The following is an 18,799-nucleotide window of genomic DNA, read 5'->3' on the forward strand; positions in this document are numbered from 1 at the left end:
TTCAATGCGCTCTCTTAATCTGCACCTGAAAGTCTTGATTGCCATCCTGGTGGTACTGGGCATTTCAGTCACCGCCTATCAAATTTTCGCGTTGGGGATTCCCGTCACTGAAGACGCCACCGACGACCTGTGGAACATCGACGCCAAGGTCGAGTTCGTCGCCAGTGCCAAGGACCCGGTCAAGCTCCAGATGTTCGTGCCGCCCCTGAGCAGCGACTTCGTCAGCCTTAATGAAAGCTTTATCTCCAACAACTATGGCGTAAGCGTCAACCGCGTCGATGGCAACCGCAAAGTCACTTGGTCGGCACGCCGCGCCAAGGGCAGCCAGACCCTTTACTACCGCCTGGTGCTGACCAAGCGCTACAGCACTGATAAGGCCAAGATCAAGGGCCCGACCTTCCGCGACAGCATCGCTGTCGAAGGCCCGGAGAAAATCGCCGCCGAAGCCTTGCTCGCACCTATCCGCCAGCACTCGGCCGACGTCGAGACCTTTATCAGCGAAGCCATCAAACGCACCAACAACCTCAACGACGACAACGTCAAGCTGCTGCTCGCGGGCGACCCATCGACGCCGCAAAAGGCGAAGATCATCGAACTGCTGCTGTCCATCGCCCACGTGCCGGTGGAAAAGGTCCACACCATCCGCCTGGTGGCCGACCAGCCACAAACCCCGGAACTGTGGCTGCGCAGCTTCAATGGCAACGATTGGCTGTACTTCAACCCCGACACCGGTGAACAGGGCCTGCCTGCTGACCGCCTGCTGTGGTGGACCGGCGATGAAAACCTGATCACCCTCGACGGCGGCAAGAAAGCCATGGTGACCTTCAGCCTGAGCAACAGCGAAATGAACGCCATTCGCCTGGCCAAGCTGACCGACGAAAATACCGACGCCAACTTCCTCGAATACTCGCTCTATGGCCTGCCGCTGCAAACCCAGCAGACCTTCATGATCATGGTGATGATCCCGATTGGCGTGCTGGTGATCCTGATCCTGCGCAACCTGATCGGCTTGCAGACCCTGGGTACCTTTACCCCGGTACTGATCGCCCTCGCGTTCCGCGAGACACAACTGGGCTTCGGGATCGTGCTGTTTACGGTGATCACCGCGCTCGGGTTATCCCTCAGGTCATACCTTGAGCACTTGAAGTTGCAAATGCTGCCAAGGCTCTCGGTGGTGCTGACCTTCGTGGTGGTACTGATCGCGGCCATCAGCCTGTTCAGCCACAAGCTTGGACTTGAGAGAGGCCTGTCAGTGGCGCTGTTCCCAATGGTGATCCTGACCATGACCATCGAACGCCTGTCCATTACCTGGGAAGAACGCGGCGGCGGCCATGCCATGAAGGTGGCAATCGGTACACTGTTCGCAGCCTCCCTGGCGCACCTGATCATGAGCGTGCCGGAGCTGGTCTACTTCGTCTTCACCTTCCCGGCGATCCTGCTGATCCTGGTGGGCTTCATGCTGGCCATGGGTCGTTATCGTGGCTACCGCCTGACCGAGCTGGTGCGTTTCAAGGCCTTCCTCAAGGCTGATTCGTAATGTTCGGTTTCTGGAAGACCTGGAAAGCCCTGGAAGCTCGGGGAATCATGGGCATCAACCGGCGTAACGCCGACTACGTGCTCAAGTACAACAAGCGCAGCCTGTATCCGATCGTCGATGACAAGATCATCACCAAGGAGCGGGCCATCGCTGCCGGCATCCACGTGCCCGAGATGTACGGGGTGATTTCAACCGAGAAGGAAATCGACAAGCTCGACGAGATCATCGCAGGGCGCAGCGACTTCGTGATCAAACCGGCCCAGGGCGCCGGCGGCGACGGCATCCTGGTGGTGGCCGACCGTTTTGAAGGGCGCTATCGCACAGTGTCCGGCAAGATCATCAGCCATGAAGAAATCGAGCATCAGATCTCCAGCATCCTCACCGGTCTGTATTCCCTTGGCGGCCACCGCGACCGGGCGCTGATCGAATACCGCGTGGTGCCCGACCAGATCTTCAAGAGCATCAGCTACGAAGGCGTACCGGACATCCGCATCATCGTACTGATGGGCTATCCGGTAATGGCCATGCTGCGCCTGCCCACCCGCCAGTCCGGTGGCAAGGCCAACCTCCATCAGGGCGCCATTGGCGTCGGCGTCGACCTGGCCACCGGCCTGACCCTGCGCGGCACCTGGCTGAACAACATCATCACCAAACACCCGGACACCACCAACGCGGTAGACGGTGTGCAACTGCCTAACTGGGACGGTTTCATGAAGCTCGCCGCCGGCTGCTACGAGCTGTGCGGCCTGGGTTACATTGGTGTGGACATGGTGCTGGACCAGGAGAAAGGCCCGCTGATCCTGGAGCTCAACGCCCGACCGGGGCTGAACATCCAGATCGCCAACGACTGCGGGCTGACCCTGCGCACCCATGCGGTGGAGGCACACGTGGAAGCGTTGGCAGTGGCCGGTGTGACACAGACGCCCGAGGAACGAGTGAAGTTTGCCCAGGAAATGTTTGGCCATGTTCCAGCAGTAGAAGGCTGATTCATCCCACATGCCAACCTGCTCCGTTTACCCGTTGCCCTATCGGGCAAATCCGGCCGAGTATTTTACGGCCATTCGCCATGCCCCGGGTGCGGTGTTACTCGACAGCGGCCGACCGGCTGCCGGGCGCGGCCGCTATGATCTGCTCAGCGCCTGGCCGCAAGCAACTCTGACGGTCTGGCCGGACGAAAGTGGCAGCGACTTCCTGCAACGGCTGCGGGAAAACCTGGCACTTCTGGGTGAAGCCACGTTGCCTGCGCCCTATGAACTGCCGTTTGCCGGCGGCCTGATCGGTTACCTCAGCTACGACTTCGGCCGGCACCTGGAGCAACTGCCACACCGGGCCGTGGATGATCTGCGCCTGCCAGATGCGCGCCTGGGCCTATATGCCTGGGCGTTGATCAGCGATCACCAGGCGCTCACCAGTCAGTTGGTGTTTCACCCCCAATTGAGTGACGGCGAACGGCAACGCCTGATCACGCTGTTCAGCCATCCGACGCTGAGCGCACCCGCCACGTTCAAGCTGCACGGCAAGATGACAGCCGACCTGAGCGCCGAAGCCTACGAGCAGGCCCTTGCCCGGATTCAGGACTACATCCAGGCGGGCGACTGCTATCAGGTCAACTTCGCCCAACGCTTTCGCGCGCCATGCATCGGCGATCCGTGGGTTGCATATTGCGCCCTGCGCGAGGCCTGCCCAACACCGTTTTCCGGATTCCAGAGCCTGCCCGACGATGGCGCAGTACTGAGCCTGTCGCCGGAACGCTTCGTGAAAATCAGCCAGCGCCAGGTTGAAACCCGACCGATCAAAGGTACCCGCCCCCGCGGTGCAACGGTGGCGGAGGATTGCGCCAATGCAGCCGAATTACTGGCCAGCCCCAAGGACCGTGCAGAGAACCTGATGATCGTTGACCTGCTGCGCAACGACTTGGGCCGTACTTGCCGTATCGGGTCGGTGAAGGTACCGGAGTTGTTCAGCCTGGAAAGCTACCCCAACGTCCATCACCTGGTGAGCAGCGTCACCGGTGAACTGGCGGACGACAAGGATGCCCTGGACCTGATCGCCGGTAGCTTCCCTGGCGGCTCCATCACCGGCGCACCGAAGATACGGGCAATGCAGATCATTGATGAACTGGAGACGACCCGGCGCGGGTTGTACTGCGGCTCGTTGCTGTACCTGGATGTGCGAGGAGAGATGGACAGCTCTATCGCCATTCGCAGTTTGCTGGTCAAGGACGGGCAGGTTTGCTGCTGGGGCGGTGGCGGGATTGTCGTCGACTCGCAGTGGCAGGCGGAGTACCAGGAGTCGATAACCAAGGTGCGGGTATTGCTGGAGACGCTGGAAGGTTTATAGCACCTGAGTCGCCCTCTCTTCTCGCAGGAGCAGGCCTCTCTCACACCCAGTACGACCAGATCAACGCGCAGACTGTCTGATGAACGTTAAGCCTATTCGTACCCCTGAAGACCTGGCCGCTGCACGTGCACGCGCCGAGCAGATATGGGGAGCTGAGGTCGGCTCGACTGAAGGCGATGAGTTGGGCCTGACTGCACACGATCTGGAACCCTTCATTGGTACCAGCGGACGCGTCTCAGAAGTGCTGAACCGCAAGCGTAGGCTGAGCCTGCCAATGATCAAGCGCCCGCACGAAGGCTTGCGTATTCCTTACGAGAGCTTGCTCGCGGGCGTCAGCTGACAAGCTTCCTTGCATGACTGCTTGTAGCGGCGCCCGCGATCGCCTTCACCCGAACCTTACAGGCTCAACGGCCGATTAGAAGCCTTGATGAACTCTTTCTTCAAATCCTCAAACGTCTGCACCGCTGGAAACTGCGGGAATTCGCGAATCACATTCTCCGGCGCATGGAACAGAATGCCCCGGTCCGCTTCGCCCAGCATCGTGGTGTCGTTGTAGGAATCCCCTGCGGCAATCACTCGGTAGTACAGGCTCTTGAAGGACAGCACCGACTGGCGCTTGGGATCTTTCTGGCGCAGCTGGTAGCTCACGACCCGACCCGTCTCATCGGTAATCAACCGGTGGCACAGCAGCGTCGGGAACCCCAATTGGCGCATCAACGGCTGGGAAAACTCATAGAAGGTGTCCGACAGAATCACCACCTGGAAACGCTCACGCAGCCAGTTGACGAACTCGATGGCACCGTCCAGGGGCTTGAGGGTGGCGATGACTTCCTGGATATCCCCGAGCTTGAGGCCGTGTTCGTCGAGGATCCGCAGGCGTTGCTGCATCAACACGTCGTAGTCGGGGATGTCCCGGGTGGTAGCCCGCAGGGACTCAATACCGGTTTTTTCGGCGAAGGCGATCCAGATTTCCGGAACCAGTACCCCTTCCAGGTCGAGACAGGCAATTTCCACAACACACTCCCATTGGTTTTATTCGAGCGAGTAAAAAAGACTGTCGAACTCTAGCGATTCATGTCGGCCACCGCAACGCGGGCCGGATTTTGTTACCATCGCCTCCTATAGAGCGCTCAGCGCCATTGACCTGTAGGAACCGTCCTGATGAACCAAGCCTTCGACGTCGCTGAACTCGCCGCGACTTATGCCAACAAGTCTGCCCAGGACATCCTCAAGCTGGCGTTCAGCCAGTTCGGCGACGACCTGTGGATCTCCTTCAGCGGTGCCGAAGACGTGGTGCTGGTGGACATGGCCTGGAAGCTGAACAAGAACGTCAAGGTGTTCAGCCTCGACACCGGCCGCTTGCACCCCGAGACCTACCGGTTTATCGAGCAGGTACGCGAGCACTACAAGATCGACATCGAGCTGGTCTCGCCGGACCAGAGCAAACTGGAACCCTTCGTCAAGGAAAAAGGCCTGTTCAGCTTCTACAAGGACGGCCACGGCGAGTGCTGCGGCATCCGCAAGATCGAGCCGCTGCGGCGCAAGCTCTCCGGCGTCAATGCCTGGGCCACCGGCCAACGCCGCGACCAGAGCCCAGGCACCCGCAGCCAGGTGGCGGCACTGGAAGTGGATACAGCCTTCTCCACCCCGGAACGCACCCTCTACAAGTTCAACCCCCTGGCGCAAATGACCAGCGAGGAGATCTGGGGCTATATCCGCATGCTGGAGCTGCCCTACAACAGCCTGCACGAGCGCGGGTTTATCAGCATTGGCTGCGAGCCCTGCACCCGTCCCGTACTGCCGAACCAGCACGAGCGCGAAGGCCGCTGGTGGTGGGAAGAAGCGACGCAGAAAGAATGCGGGTTGCATGCAGGGAATATCATCAGCAAGGCGTGATGCAGAAAGTCAGTCCAAAACGTTATTCAGCACTTCGTAAATGATCCCGGTGGCGATGGTCACCAGGATCAGGTCGGTGCCGGCCTGCTGCCATTCGTAGCCATCATAATGAGGTAAGTGCCCAAGCAGGCGCCCGTCGAGTTTCTTGGCAATGCCGGGTGGCAACGGCTTGCCCCGCGCGAGATTCTTCTGGATCCCGGGTGGCAACGAAGAACCGCCGTGCCAATAATCCCGATTGTCTCTCAAGATGACTCGCACACCGCCGACATCAATCTGCGGCCCGCCGTAATAAGCACCCCCGCCCTGTTTGCCGCCGCCCTGGCCCTGATTGCCGTGGGTGCCGCCCTTTCCGTTGCCATGGCCTTTGCCGGGGTCGGCCAGGAGCGCCGGGGAACCTGCGATCAACACCAGGCTGGTAAGCACTGACAACACACGTGATTTGAACATGGTCCGCCCCTCAGTCGCAGGCCACTGCGGCCCATATCAGCTTAGAACAGATATGGGCCGAACGTTCTCGCAGGTCGTCTCAGATCGCACTGAATCGCTGCCCCAACTGCTGCGCGGCAAACTGCTCGATGATGAATTCGATAAACGCCCGGGTCTTGCCGGGCAGCAATTTATGTTCGGCGTAATACAGGGAGATGTTGCCGTCATCGATGTACCAATCCGGCAGCACCCGTTGCAACTCACCGCTGTCCAGAAACGGTACCGCCATCGGCATGCTCACCAGGGAAATGCCCAAGCCTTGGGCACTGGCATGGCAGGCCGCTTCGGAGTCGCTCATGGTCATGCGCGGCTTGAGCACCAGCGGGCGCTGTTCGCGCAAGCGGTTGGTCAATTGCCAGGAGCGGATCCTCCCGGTTTGCGGCGAGCGGATCAGGATGCCGTTGCAACGTGCCAGGTCTTCAGGCACCAGCACTGGCAGGCGCTGTGCCAAATAAGCCGGTGAGGCCACCAGCACCCGGTGGGCGGGAGCCAGCTTGCGTGCAACCACGCCTTGAGGCAGCTCAAAACCACCGCCAATGGCGGCGTCGAAGCCCTGGCCGATCAGGTCCACCTGGCGGTTGTCAAAATGCCAGTCAGGGCTGATGTCGGGAAAACGCTGCAGGAATTCCCCCAACAACGGCACCACATAGCGGTTACCGAAGACGGTGCCCATGCTCACCTTGAGCGTGCCCACCGGCCGCCCTTGAGCACTGGCAAGGTTGGCCACGGCGTTTTGAATGGTAATGAGGCTGGTGCTGACCTCCTCCAGAAACAGCTTGCCCGCCTCGGTCAGGGTCAAGCGCCGCGTGCTGCGCTGGAACAGCCGCACTCCCAGGCGCACCTCCAGCTTGGCGACGCTTTTACCCACTGCCGCCGGGGTCAGGCTCAGGTGCCGGGCAGCTTCGGCAAAGCTGCCACCCTCAGCGCTGCGCACAAAACATTCGATACTGCCAAAGCTCTCCATATCGTCTCATTCTAAACTTTTGGTTTACACAGACTATAGCAATGACGGTCTACCGGGTCAGCCCGGCGCAGTCGATACTCGACTCCAGCAGCAAGGCAGTCCGCCTTGAAAACTTCGGAGTACGACATGACCACACAAAACCTCATCGGCAAAGTTGCCTTGGTCCAGGGCGGTTCCCGCGGCATCGGCGCGGCTATCGTCAAACGCCTCGCGGCCCAGGGCGCTGCCGTCGCGTTTACGTACGTCAGTTCCGCCGCCAGGGCCGAGCAATTGCAGAACAGCGTGATCAGCGACGGCGGCAAAGCCTTGGCGATTCACGCCGACAGCGCCGACGCCGAGGCCATCCGCAACGCCGTCAGCGCCACGGTCAAGGCATTCGGACGCCTGGATATCCTGGTGAACAACGCCGGCGTACTGGCGGTAGGCCCGCTGGAAGATTTCAAGCTGGAAGACTTCGATCGGACGTTGGCGGTCAATGTGCGCAGTGTATTCGTCGCGACTCAGGAAGCCGCAAAACATATGGGTGAAGGCAGCCGCATCATCAATATTGGCAGCACCAACGCAGAGCGCATGCCATTTGCCGGTGGTGGCCCATATGCCATGAGCAAGTCGGCACTGGTGGGGCTGACCAAGGGTTTGGCGCGGGATCTGGGGCCTCGAGGAATTACCATCAATAACGTGCAACCAGGGCCGGTCGACACCGATATGAACCCGGCGAGCGGTGATTTTGCCGAAAGCCTGATCCCGCTCATGGCGGTGGGACGCTACGGGCAGGTGGAAGAAATTGCCAGCTTTGTCGCCTATCTGGCGGGGCCTGAGGCGGGGTATATCACGGGGGCGAGTTTGTCGATTGATGGTGGGTTCAGTGCTTGATTGACCCTGGGTAATCGCTCCTTTGTGGGAGCGATTACTACCATCACTCAGCGCAGCGGTGGCAAGCCATAGGCCGCCAGATCAAAGTTCGCCAGCTTGCGGATTATCTGGTCGGCGTGGTGATACTTACTGTCGGCCATGGCGGCATCCGGCACGGCGATAGCAGTCATGTGCGCAGCCTTGGCAGCGGTGACGCCGAAGGGTGAGTCCTCGAACACCAGGCAATCCTGGGGCGCAACGCCCAGGCGGCGGGCGGCGGTGAGGAAGATGTCTGGCGCAGGTTTGGCAGCACCGACTTCCGGGTCGTCTGCGGTGACGATGGTGCCAAACAGGCTAAACCATTCGCGGTGCAGCGTGGTCTTGTGTTCAAAGGAGCTACGCGCCGAACTGGTGCCCACCGCAATCGGAATATTGTGTGCCTTCAAGTGCCGTACCAGCGCTTCGGCACCGGGCATGCCCAAAGCCTTGGGGAAGCGCTCGCTCATCAGCGGCTCGCGGATCTCCAGGAACTCAGCGGATGTGATCGGCAGTTCCAGGGCCTTGACCACATAGTCGGCCAAGTCCTGGGCACCACGGCCGATGATGTGCTGCTTGATGCCCCAGTCATACGTTCGCCCGTAACGCTTGGCGATGATTTGCGTGACTTCGGTGTAGATGCCTTCAGTGTCCAGCAACAACCCGTCCATATCAAAAATCACGGCCTTGATCGGGCCGACAGCAGTACGCGGTGCATTCATCACAACAAATCCGTGGGCGAAGAACTAAAAGGATTCAGCACAATAACGGCCCGGGTTACCTGCGAGCAACCGCTAAGCGCCGTGCACATCCATTCTCCCTTAGACTGGTTGCCCGACACTTTTGAGCGAGCGCCACATGCTCTACCGCATCGCCGCCGACAGCCTGGTGCTGCTGCACCTGTGCTTCATCCTGTTTGTGCTATTCGGTGGCCTGCTCGCCCTCAAATGGCGCCCCGTCATCTGGATGCACTTGCCTGCCGCCGCCTGGGGCGTCGCAGTCGAACTCTTCCACCTGCCCTGCCCGCTGACCCGCTGGGAAAACCTGTTTCGCCACCTCGCCGGGCAGAACGGCTATGACGGGGGTTTCATCGAACACTATGTCCTGGCCCTGATCTACCCCGCCGGGTTGACACCACACATCCAACTCGGCCTCGGCGCCCTGGTATTGCTGATCAACCTGGCGGTGTATGGATGGATTATCCGGCAATGGAAACGCAGGGGTGCGGTGTAGGCCAACCGGCAAATACGATGGCTCCATCAATAACCAGCGCATTGGATCTTTCCTTCATTGGCTGCCGCTCTAGACTGGTTCCACATCCAGTTGCCCCATGGAAATGAACCCATGCTCGCACAAGACTTCGACTACCAACCCACGTTGCGTGGGAGCACCCTAAGGCTTAAACCTCTGGCGCAAAAAGATTTTGATGGCATGTATCAGGCGGCTGGTGACCCGGGTATCTGGGTCGGGCACCCTGCCAAGGACCGCTATAAGCGTGAAGTGTTTGAAACGTACTTTGCGTCTCTGTTGAAGACGAAAAAGGCCCTCGCTGTCATCGAGATTGATACGGGGAAGATTGTCGGTGGATCAAGCTACTACACCCCGCCGGATCTGCCTGACAGCATTGCCATCGGGTTCACCTTTTTGGTGCGGGAGAAATGGGGCGGCAATACCAATCGCGAGCTGAAGCGATTGATGGTGGAGCATGCCTTCAAGACGCATGACATCGTGTATTTCCATATTGCCCCCTCCAATATTCGCTCGCAAAAAGCCACGATGAAGCTTGGCGCAACGCATTTGTATGACGCAGAGCTGAACCTATCCACTGCACCTATGCAGTGGAAGTGCTACGGACTGACTAAAGCCCAATGGGGTGTGTCGCAGTCTAATATTTAAAGTTAAAGACTGGCGTTAATCGCGATCGCGATCGCCTTGACTCCCGGGAACAGCTGGGTCACGCCGGTGAACGGCAGCCACGCACGCTGTGCATTCAATAAGGCCGCCTTCTGCACGGCCAGTTTGTAGTCCCCTCGCCGCACTATCCGTGAGTTAACTCGAAAATCCCGGAGACAGAGGAACGCCTCCCGTAGTTTGCAAACTTTTTTTGGGGGGCTGCGCCGTACATCTCGCGAGCCTTACTGTCTGTGCTAGTAACTCCTCCTTTGATGATTACACGGTGCACATTACGCATCTTGTTTCATATCTAAAACAATTCCCTCGCCCCCGGCTTCGGCGCTACCTAGCAAAGCACCTTTTTCTTGAAAACTCCCATGCGATACACATCAGATGTGTAATTTCGTGCCATATAAGAAACTTTGTTTCATATATGAAACGAACAAAAAAAACAAAAATACTTGTAACCAATTAATAACAAAGAACTTTCAAACAAAAAGGCAACTTGAAAACTCTCTGGCATTGTTCATGCACTAAACACCGTATCACTTATAAAACAGACCAGAGACCCTTCCCAATGGCTGTGAACGAGATGTACGCCGTGGCCCCGCAATGGAATAAATCCGCTCCCAAGGACAACCAGGAGCCCACCGAAATTGAATTCCGCAATGTCGGCAAATGCTTCCCTGCTAAAGGAAAGTCCGAAGCACCGTTTGCCATTCGCGAGGTGAACTTCAAGATTCGCCGCGGTGAAGTGGTGTCGATCATCGGCCCTTCCGGTTGTGGCAAGAGCACCATCCTTAATATGGGCTCCGGGCTCTACCGGCCTTCCGAGGGCGAGGTGTTTGTCGGCGGTGAAGCGGTCACAGGCCCGGTCCGCCAAGTCGCATTCATGTTGCAAAAAGACTTGCTGATGCCATGGCGCAGTATTCGCCGCAATGTCGAGTTGGGCCTGGAAATTCAGGGTGTGCCGGCCGCCAAGCGTCAGGCCGTGGCCAAGGATTTGCTTGATCGCTGCCACCTGCAAGGCTTTGCCGACCACTATCCATTCCAGTTGTCTGGTGGCATGCGTCAGCGCGCTGCCCTGGCTCGCACCTTGGCTATCGATCCGCAGGTGCTGTTTCTCGACGAACCGTTTTCGGCCCTGGATGCGCAGACCAAAATGATCCTGCAACAGGACATGGCGCGGATGCTGTTTGATGAAAAGAAAACTGCCTTGTTCATTACCCATGACCTGATCGAAGCCATCGCCATGTCCGACCGGCTGCTGGTGATGAGCGCCCGCCCCGGCACGATCATCGAAGAAATCAACATTGATTTGCCGTTTCGCGACAACCCGTTGGAGCGCCGCAAGTTGCCGGAAATCGGTCCGCTGGCTGGCCGCCTGATGGAATTGCTGCAAGTCGGCAAAGACACTGATTTGCATTGATCAACACCCTTGCGGCCATCAACCGATTCAGGAGTACGTATGCTCAAGTCTCTGTTTCAACGCTTCAGCCAGGCCACTGCCATCACGCTTGGCCTAAGCATGGCATTCGCCGTCCAGGCGCAGTCGACCGACGTGACTTACCTGTTGCCAGCGCCCCCTAACTCGCCGGCGTTCGCCCCGTGGATCATCGCGCAGCAGAAGGGTTACTACGCCGCCCAGAACCTGAACCTGACCTTCATCGCTGCCAAGGGTGGTGTGGACGTGGCGAAACAGATCGGCGCCGGTAACGCGATGCTCGGCGGCGCCATCGGTGACACCCCGATTGTGGTGCGGGCCAACGGTATTCCAGTGCGCTCGGTCGCGGTGCTGGGCGCAGGTGGCGTGACCATGATTGCCACCAATGCCGCAGAAAACATCAACTCGATCACCGACCTCAAGGGTAAGACGATGACGGTGATGTCTTACTCGGATACCACCTACTACGCCCTGCTCGCTTCTCTGCGCAAAGCCGGGCTGAGCAAAACCGATGTGAACATTCAGGCCGCCGGCCCCTCGGGCGTCTGGCAGTTGTTCTCGGTCGATAAAGCCCAGGCAATGGCCGGCGTGCCGGACTGGGTGGTCAACGCCGAAGAAGCCGGGACGAAGATCAAATTGATCCCGCAAACACAGATTTTCGACAGCATGGCCCAGGCGATCCTCGCTTCTGACGACGCCATCAAAAATCATCCCGAGATCGTTCGCGGCGTGGTCCAGGCCACCCTGCAAGGCATGCGCGACATCATTGCGGATCCCAAGGCCGCCGCGGCCACCTTCGCCAAGGCAGTCCCCACCTATGCCGGCAAGGAAGCGTCGCTGGAGAAGATCTTCAAGCTGTACGTCGAGCATGTCTACGCCAACCAGGCCGTACTCGGCCGCATTGATCCGGCGCGGTTGGAAACAGTCCGCCAGTTCTATGTCAGCGAAGGCATCGTCACCCAGGAACCGAAACTCGACGACCTGTACACCAACCAGTTCATCGACCCCCAAACAGCCGTGCAATAACGACGAGTGACAACAAGGTACCTACACGATGAAAAACCTCAATAACTCCATGCTTGGCAGCGTCGCCCTGCTGATCCTGTTCCTGGTGCTCTGGCAGTGGGGCCCGGGACTGCTCGGCATGCCTGAATTCGTCATGCCGCACCTGAGCCGGGTAGCCCAGGAAGGCCTGGTGATGTGGAACACCGGTGGCCTGCTGCAACACACATTGATTACCGCGTTTGAGATCATTGTCGGTTTCGGCCTGGGCGCGCTGCTCGGTGTCGCAATCGGTGTGTCGCTGGGCCTCTCGCCTGCCGCTGAAGCCATGCTGTCACCTTACATCCTGGCGCTGCAAATCGCCCCGAAAGTCGCCTTCGCCCCGCTGTTCGTGATGTGGCTGGGCTACACCATCTACCCGAAGATTCTGATCGCCATTTTGATCGTGTTCTTCCCGGTGATGATCAACGTGCTGTCGGCGATCCGCACCGTTGACCCGGACATGATCAACCTCGTACGGACAATGAATGCCAGCCGCTGGCAGATTTTCCGCCTGGTGGAGTTTCCCTCGGCCATGGCCGCACTGTTCTCCGGTTTGCGCATTGCCTCGACCCTGGCCGTGATCGGCGTCACCGTCGGTGAACTGGTCGGTGGTAATCAGGGCCTGGGCTTCCTGCTGGTCGATGCCGAAGGTCAGGGTAATACCGCGGGTGTATTCGTTGCCATCGTCATGCTCACGCTGATCGGTGTGCTGGCCTACGGCGCGGTGGTCTGGGCCGAAAAGCGCGTGCTGCACTACATGCCCAAAGCCATGCTGAGTACTCAATGATGACGGCCCACAATCGTTTACTCGAAGGCCGTCGCGTGCTGGTCACCGGTGGCGCCCGAGGGCTGGGTTACGCCTTTGCCCAGGCCATCGGCCGGGCCGGTGCCCAGGTGGTGATCGCCGACATTCTCGCTGAGCGCGTACAGCAATCGGCCGCCGAATTGGTCGCCGAAGGCCTGACCGTGCATGGCGTAGCCGTTGACCTTGGCCAAGCTGATTCGGTCCAAGCCTGCGTCGCCCAAACCACCCATTTGCTCGGTGGGCTCGACGGCTTGGTGAACAACGCCTCGATTACCAACTCCGGTGGCAAGACCTGCGAAGAACTGAGTCTCGATACCTGGGATCAGGTGATGCAAGTCAACGTGCGCGGCACCTGGCTGATGACCAAAGCGTGTCTGCCGGCCCTGCGCGCCAGTGGTCATGGCGCCATCGTCAACCTGGCGTCCGACACGCCGCTGTGGGGTGCGCCAAATCTGTTGGCGTATGTCGCCAGCAAGGGCGCAATCATCGCCATGACCCGCAGCCTGGCCCGTGAACTGGGCGCCGACAACATTACGGTCAACGCCGTCGCGCCTGGCCTGGTGCTGGTCGAAGCCACCGCCTATGTGCCTGAAGCACGCCACCGTTTGTACAACGACCAACGGGCCATCCAACGCCCACAACTTCCCGAAGATGTCAGCGGCGCCGTGCTGTTTGCGCTGTCCGACCTCGCCCGTTTCATCACTGGACAAACCTTGCCGGTCAACGGCGGGTTCGTCATGCCTTGACTTGATCTGGAGACAGCCATGACCGATTTATCAGCCGAACACACCACCCCGAAAAGCTGGGAACAGCCGGCCGGCAGCAATCTCGAAAGCTGGATGAACACCCGCATCGCGCGCTACGAAACACGCAAGTACGACTGGAACGCGCTGAAATTCCAGGCCGACTACGACCCCAAATTCGGCCGCGCGCAAATGCGCTACATCGGCACCGGAGGCACCGGTGTCAGCACCGACATGAACACCATCCCGTCGGAGAACTTCACCTTCTCCACCATGGTGATTCCGGCCGGTCACGAAGGCCCACCGCACCTGCACACCGACGTTGAAGAAGTGTTCTTCGTACTGCGCGGCAAACTCAAGGTGGTGATCGAAAAGGATGGCGAGCGTTTCGAAACCATCCTCACCGACCGCGACGTGATTTCCGTGCCGCCTGGCGTATACCGCGAAGAGATCAACATCGGCGATGAAGACGCACTGATGTGCGTGATGCTCGGCGCGAAAAAGCCGCTGACCCCGACTTACCCGCCAGAACACCCTCTGGCCTCGATCAAGCGCGGATAAGCCCATGCTTCATGCCATCACTCCTCTCGTCCCGCAGCTCACTGCTGACCTTCAGGCACAGCTGGCCTTGCACTTTCCCCAGCGCACGCTGGAGATCGCAGGCGGTCGCCAGGCCTTTCGCGAATACGGGGCCGGGCCGGCCATTGTGTTGCTACACGGGATCGGCTCGGGCTCGGCGTCATGGCTGGAGGTGGCACAGGAACTGGGCCAGAGCGCCCGGGTGCTTGCCTGGGATGCTCCCGGCTACGGTGATTCGACGCCGCTGAGAGCGTTGGCCCCCGATGCTTCGGACTACGCCGAGCGACTGTTGAAGATGCTCAATGCACTGGATATCCAGCGTTGTGTGCTGGTAGGTCACTCCCTCGGCGCAATGACCGCCACGGCGTTCGCCAGCAGCGTGCACCAACAGCGGATCAGCCGGTTGGTATTGATCAGCCCTGCCCAGGGCTACGGCCATCCATCGCGCGCCTTGCAGCGCCAGGAAGTGCGCAGCAAACGCCTGCGCGCCCTGGAACAACTGGGCATTCGCGGCATCGCCGAGCAACGCAGTGCCTACATGCTGTCATCCAGCGCCAGCCCAAAGGCACAGGCCTGGGTGCAGTGGAACATGGCCCGGCTCAACCCGGATGGCTACCGCCAAGCCATTGAACTGCTGTGCGGCGAGGACCTGTTACGGCACGCACCGTTGTCGATGCCTTGCGAAGTGCATTGCGGCGAACTCGACGGCATCACTGCACCAGAGAGCTGCTTGAGCCTGGCAAAAGCCTTGGGTGCCACGTTCAACCTTATTGCCGATGCCGGGCACGCCAGCCCCATCGAACAACCTTGTGTGGTGTCAGGCCGTCTGGCCTGCGCCATCAAAGAATCCCTGACAGGTGCATCGCTATGACCGATCCAGATCTGCTGAAGGACGCTCAGGACAAATACATCGTGCCGGGACTGGAGCGCGGCCTGCTGCTGCTGTGCGAGTTCAGCCGGCGCAATCGCACACTGACCGCACCGGAACTGGCCCGACGCCTGTCGCTGCCGCGCTCGACGATCTTTCGTTTGCTGACAACGCTGGAAACCATGGGGTTCGTTACCCGCAGCGGCAATGAATATCGCCTCGGCATGTCGGTGCTGCGTCTGGGTTTCGAGTACCTGGCCTCGCTGGAACTGACTGAACTCGGCCAGCCGCTTCTGGCGCGGCTGTGCGACCGCCTCAACTACCCGAGCAACCTGGTGGTGCGGGACGGCCGCTCGATCGTCTACGTGGCCAAGGTCTCGCCGCCGTCGGTGTTCTCCAGCGCGGTGAGTGTCGGTACGCGCCTGCCTGCCCACGCTACGGTCCTGGGGCGCATTCTGCTCGAGGACCTGTCGTTGGCCGAACTGCGCGAGTTGTACCCGGAAGATCATTTGGAACAGCACTCATCCGGCACGCCGAAAACGGTATTGGAACTGTTTGATATGGTCCAGGCCGACCGTCAGCGCGGCTTTGTCCACAGTGAAGGTTTTTTCGAGTCGTCAATCTCGACGGTCGCAGCTCCAGTGCGCGATCAGACCGGCCAAATCGTCGCGGCGTTGGGTGTGACAATTCCGACGGTTCAGATCGGTCACGTCAACTTCAACGAACTGCTCATGCAAGTACGTCGCAGCGCCGACGAGCTGTCACGGTTGCTCGACTACAACAGCGCTGCTGGTCACGACGGCCAGAACCGCGTGACAGCCTTGATGAGGGATTGAGATGAGTCTCTATCAACTGCAAGACAACACCGCAATCGTGACCGGCGGTTCCTCGGGGATTGGCCTGGCCTGTGTCGAGTTGCTGCTCGAAGCCGGCGCAGCCGTTGCGTTCTGCGGTCGCGATGAAGATCGCCTGCACAGCGCCGAAACCACATTGCGTCAACGCTTTCCCAATGCAAAGTTGCTGGCCCACGTCTGCAACGTGCTCGACGCAGAGTCAGTCAACGCCTTTGCCGCCGCTAGCCTGGCCGCTTTGGGACCTGCCAGCATGCTGATCAACAACGCCGGGCAAGGTCGAGTGTCAACCTTCGCCGACACCACGGACAGCGCCTGGACCGAAGAACTGAACCTGAAATTTTTCTCAGTGATCAACCCGGTTCGCGCCTTCAAGGCACAGCTGAAAAGCCAGTCGAACACAGCCATCGTCTGTGTCAATTCGCTGCTGGCCAGCCAGCCGGAGCCGCACATGGTCGCCACCTCCGCCGCTCGTGCCGGGGTCATGAACCTGGTGCGTTCAATGGCCACCGAATTTGCCGCTGACGGCATTCGGGTCAACGGAATTCTCATTGGCCTGGTCGAGTCCGGGCAATGGCGCCGACGTTTCGAGGCCCGCGAAGAGCGGGATCTGGACTGGGCCCAATGGACCGCCCAGCTGGCACAACGCAAACACATTCCCCTGGGGCGTCTGGGCCTGCCGATTGAAGCGGCCCGCGCGATCCTGTTTCTGGCCTCGCCTCTGTCGGCTTACACCACAGGCAGCCATATCGATGTTTCTGGAGGCCTGTCCCGCCATGCGTAATGAAAATACTGTCACCGTTGGCGCTGCCATCACCGCGTTTCTCGAGCAGTGCGACGTCAAGGCCGCGTTCGGCGTGATCTCGATCCACAACATGCCGATCCTCGATGCGTTCGCCGTGCGCGGAAACATCCGTTTTGTCATGGCCCGGGGTGAAGCCGGCGCTACCAACATGGCCGATGCCTATGCCCGCACCACCGGCGGCCTGGGCGTTTGCCTGACGTCCACCGGCACCGCGGCCGGCAACGCCGCCGGTGCGATGGTCGAAGCACTGACCGCCGGCACACCGCTGCTGCACATCACCGGGCAGATCGAAACGCCGTACCTGGATCAAGAGTTCGCCTATATCCACGAAGCCCGCGATCAACTGACCATGCTCAAGGCCGTGTCGAAAGCAGCGTTCCGTGTGCGCAGCGTCGAAACCGCCCTCAGTACCCTGAAACTTGCTGTGCAAACCGCACTGACCGCACCTACCGGGCCGGTTAGCGTAGAGATCCCGATCGACATCCAGTCGACATTTATTCCGATGCCGACCGACCTCTCGCCCCTGCCGATCCCGGTTGCCGTGCCCGCATCCGAAGCACTGGATCTGGTGGCCGAGCGCCTGGCCGGTGCCACCCGTCCGCTGTTGTGGCTCGGCGGCGGCGCGCGGCATGCTGGCCCGCAAGTCAAACGCCTGCTGGACATGGGCGTCGGCGTGATCACCTCGACCCAGGGACGCGGCGTGGTCAACGAAGACGACGAGCGCTGCCTCGGTGCGTTTTCGCAAAACAAACTGGTCGAGCAATTTCTGCAAAGCTGCGATGCCCTGCTGATCGCCGGCTCACGCCTGCGCAGCAACGAAACGTTCAAGTACGCGCTGAAGTTGCCACGCAATACCCTTCGCATCGACGCCAACCCGGCCATCGAAGGTCGCAGCTACAACAGCGAATTGTTTATCTGTGGTGATTCGGCACTGGCGCTCGAAGGCCTGGCCGATCGCCTGGAAGGTCGCCTGCACGTCGACCCGACTTTCCTCGCCGACCTCAAGGACGTGCGCGAAAAATCCCGCACGCAATTAATTGCCGACCTCGGCCCGTACTCGGCCATGGTCGAACAACTGCAATCGATGACCGGGCGCAATTTCTCCTGGGTACGCGATGTCACGTTGTCCAATAGCATCTGGGGCAATCGCTTGCTGACCCTGTTTCATCCGCGTTCCGGCGTGCATGCGTTGGGCGGCGGCATTGGCCAAGGCCTGTCGATGGGCATCGGTGCAGCAGTCGCTGCGGCGGAAACGGCGCCTGAACGCAAAGTCTTCGCCCTGGCCGGTGACGGCGGTTTCATTCTCAACCTCGGCGAACTGGCGACACTGGTGCAAGAGAACGCCAACGTGGTGATTCTGCTGATGAACGACCAGCGTTACGGCGTGATCCGCAATATCCAGGACGCCGTCTACGGCAGCCGTCATTGCTACGTCGACCTGCACACGCCGGACTACTCGAAGCTGGCTGAATCGCTGTGCCTACGCCACGGCCTGGTCACCGACCTGAAGGATTTCGGCGGCATTGTCGACAGCGCACTGGCTCAGCCTGGACCGTTCCTGCTGGAAGTCGACATGCTCAGTGTCGGCGGCTTTGCCACCCAGTTCGCCGGTCCGCCCAACAGCGAAACCAAAGCGCAGAAAGCCACGGCTTGAGG

General features: G+C 59.9%; 21 protein-coding genes. 17 read left to right on the plus strand and 4 right to left on the minus strand.

Annotation, left to right across the window (positions count from 1 at the left end):
* Positions 1–4: 4 nt before the first annotated feature.
* The 4 genes from rloB (at position 5) to GIR22_RS13900 (ending at position 4,217) form a co-directional block, all read left to right on the plus strand.
* A complete protein-coding gene (gene rloB, locus GIR22_RS13885; protein WP_154743880.1) occupies positions 5–1,537 on the plus strand; it encodes an osmotic stress tolerance membrane protein RloB in 1,533 nt (510 codons plus the stop codon).
* Positions 1,537–2,523: an alpha-L-glutamate ligase-like protein gene (locus tag GIR22_RS13890; RefSeq protein ID WP_154743881.1), complete on the plus strand. Its 987-nt coding sequence runs from the start codon at positions 1,537–1,539 to the stop codon at positions 2,521–2,523. Before rloB ends, GIR22_RS13890 begins: the two co-directional genes overlap by 1 nt.
* A 10-nt stretch (positions 2,524–2,533) precedes the next feature.
* Positions 2,534–3,877, plus strand: a complete 1,344-nt coding sequence (pabB, locus tag GIR22_RS13895; RefSeq protein ID WP_154743882.1) for an aminodeoxychorismate synthase component I — start codon at positions 2,534–2,536, stop codon at positions 3,875–3,877.
* Between the two features lie 79 nt (positions 3,878–3,956).
* Entirely contained in the window at positions 3,957–4,217 is a 261-nt protein-coding gene (locus GIR22_RS13900) for a helix-turn-helix domain-containing protein (protein WP_154743883.1), read from the plus strand.
* Between the two features lie 56 nt (positions 4,218–4,273).
* Here GIR22_RS13900 and thrH read toward each other — a convergent pair whose 3' ends face one another.
* Entirely contained in the window at positions 4,274–4,891 is a 618-nt protein-coding gene (gene thrH / locus GIR22_RS13905; protein WP_178122247.1) for a bifunctional phosphoserine phosphatase/homoserine phosphotransferase ThrH, read from the minus strand.
* A 147-nt stretch (positions 4,892–5,038) separates the two neighbouring features.
* Here thrH and GIR22_RS13910 point away from each other — a divergent pair, with 147 nt between their 5' ends.
* Positions 5,039–5,773, plus strand: coding sequence for a phosphoadenylyl-sulfate reductase (locus tag GIR22_RS13910; protein WP_154743884.1), 735 nt, complete (start codon positions 5,039–5,041; stop codon positions 5,771–5,773).
* 9 nt (positions 5,774–5,782) lie between these two features.
* Here the strand turns inward: GIR22_RS13910 and GIR22_RS13915 are convergent, their stop codons facing one another.
* Together GIR22_RS13915 and GIR22_RS13920 are read right to left on the minus strand one after the other, a co-directional pair.
* On the minus strand, positions 5,783–6,220 hold the full coding sequence (locus GIR22_RS13915) for an anti-virulence regulator CigR family protein (protein WP_154743885.1): 438 nt from the start codon (positions 6,218–6,220) through the stop codon (positions 5,783–5,785).
* A 79-nt stretch (positions 6,221–6,299) separates the two neighbouring features.
* The gene (locus GIR22_RS13920; RefSeq protein ID WP_154743886.1) at positions 6,300–7,223 is read right to left on the minus strand and encodes a LysR family transcriptional regulator; all 924 of its coding nucleotides are present in this window, start codon (positions 7,221–7,223) and stop codon (positions 6,300–6,302) included.
* Positions 7,224–7,349: 126 nt separating this feature from the next.
* Between GIR22_RS13920 and GIR22_RS13925 the strand changes: the two genes are divergently transcribed.
* Entirely contained in the window at positions 7,350–8,096 is a 747-nt protein-coding gene (locus GIR22_RS13925; RefSeq protein WP_154743887.1) for a 3-oxoacyl-ACP reductase family protein, read from the plus strand.
* Between the two features lie 47 nt (positions 8,097–8,143).
* Here the strand turns inward: GIR22_RS13925 and GIR22_RS13930 are convergent, their stop codons facing one another.
* A complete protein-coding gene (locus tag GIR22_RS13930; protein ID WP_154743888.1) occupies positions 8,144–8,833 on the minus strand; it encodes an HAD-IA family hydrolase in 690 nt (229 codons plus the stop codon).
* A 136-nt stretch (positions 8,834–8,969) separates the two neighbouring features.
* On the opposite strand from GIR22_RS13930, the gene GIR22_RS13935 reads away from it, so the two are divergent.
* The 11 genes from GIR22_RS13935 to GIR22_RS13985 all read left to right on the plus strand — a co-directional run bounded on the left by GIR22_RS13935 (position 8,970) and on the right by GIR22_RS13985 (position 18,797).
* Positions 8,970–9,344, plus strand: a complete 375-nt coding sequence (locus GIR22_RS13935) for a DUF2784 domain-containing protein (protein ID WP_154743889.1) — start codon at positions 8,970–8,972, stop codon at positions 9,342–9,344.
* A 111-nt stretch (positions 9,345–9,455) separates the two neighbouring features.
* On the plus strand, positions 9,456–10,007 hold the full coding sequence (locus GIR22_RS13940; protein WP_154743890.1) for a GNAT family N-acetyltransferase: 552 nt from the start codon (positions 9,456–9,458) through the stop codon (positions 10,005–10,007).
* Positions 10,008–10,581: 574 nt separating this feature from the next.
* Positions 10,582–11,433, plus strand: a complete 852-nt coding sequence (locus GIR22_RS13945; protein WP_154743891.1) for an ABC transporter ATP-binding protein — start codon at positions 10,582–10,584, stop codon at positions 11,431–11,433.
* Between the two features lie 39 nt (positions 11,434–11,472).
* Positions 11,473–12,474 carry an ABC transporter substrate-binding protein gene (locus GIR22_RS13950; protein WP_154743892.1) on the plus strand — a complete coding sequence of 334 codons (1,002 nt, stop codon included), beginning with the start codon at positions 11,473–11,475 and terminating at the stop codon, positions 12,472–12,474.
* Between the two features lie 28 nt (positions 12,475–12,502).
* Complete coding sequence (locus GIR22_RS13955; protein ID WP_154743893.1) at positions 12,503–13,279, plus strand: ABC transporter permease; 777 nt, start codon at positions 12,503–12,505, stop codon at positions 13,277–13,279.
* Complete coding sequence (locus GIR22_RS13960; RefSeq protein WP_154743894.1) at positions 13,276–14,043, plus strand: SDR family oxidoreductase; 768 nt, start codon at positions 13,276–13,278, stop codon at positions 14,041–14,043. The genes GIR22_RS13955 and GIR22_RS13960 overlap by 4 nt, the downstream gene beginning before the upstream one ends.
* Before the next feature lie 18 nt (positions 14,044–14,061).
* Positions 14,062–14,601, plus strand: a complete 540-nt coding sequence (locus GIR22_RS13965) for a cupin domain-containing protein (protein WP_154743895.1) — start codon at positions 14,062–14,064, stop codon at positions 14,599–14,601.
* Positions 14,602–14,605: 4 nt separating this feature from the next.
* A complete protein-coding gene (locus GIR22_RS13970; protein WP_154743896.1) occupies positions 14,606–15,490 on the plus strand; it encodes an alpha/beta fold hydrolase in 885 nt (294 codons plus the stop codon).
* The gene (locus tag GIR22_RS13975; protein ID WP_154743897.1) at positions 15,487–16,323 is read left to right on the plus strand and encodes an IclR family transcriptional regulator; all 837 of its coding nucleotides are present in this window, start codon (positions 15,487–15,489) and stop codon (positions 16,321–16,323) included. The genes GIR22_RS13970 and GIR22_RS13975 overlap by 4 nt, the downstream gene beginning before the upstream one ends.
* A 1-nt stretch (position 16,324) precedes the next feature.
* A complete protein-coding gene (locus GIR22_RS13980) occupies positions 16,325–17,122 on the plus strand; it encodes an SDR family oxidoreductase (RefSeq protein ID WP_154743898.1) in 798 nt (265 codons plus the stop codon).
* Positions 17,115–18,797, plus strand: a complete 1,683-nt coding sequence (locus tag GIR22_RS13985) for a thiamine pyrophosphate-binding protein (RefSeq protein WP_154743899.1) — start codon at positions 17,115–17,117, stop codon at positions 18,795–18,797. Before GIR22_RS13980 ends, GIR22_RS13985 begins: the two co-directional genes overlap by 8 nt.
* Positions 18,798–18,799: the final 2 nt, after the last annotated feature.

This window comes from Pseudomonas karstica (genome assembly GCF_009707515.1).
Taxonomy (GTDB): Bacteria; Pseudomonadota; Gammaproteobacteria; order Pseudomonadales; family Pseudomonadaceae; genus Aquipseudomonas; species Aquipseudomonas karstica.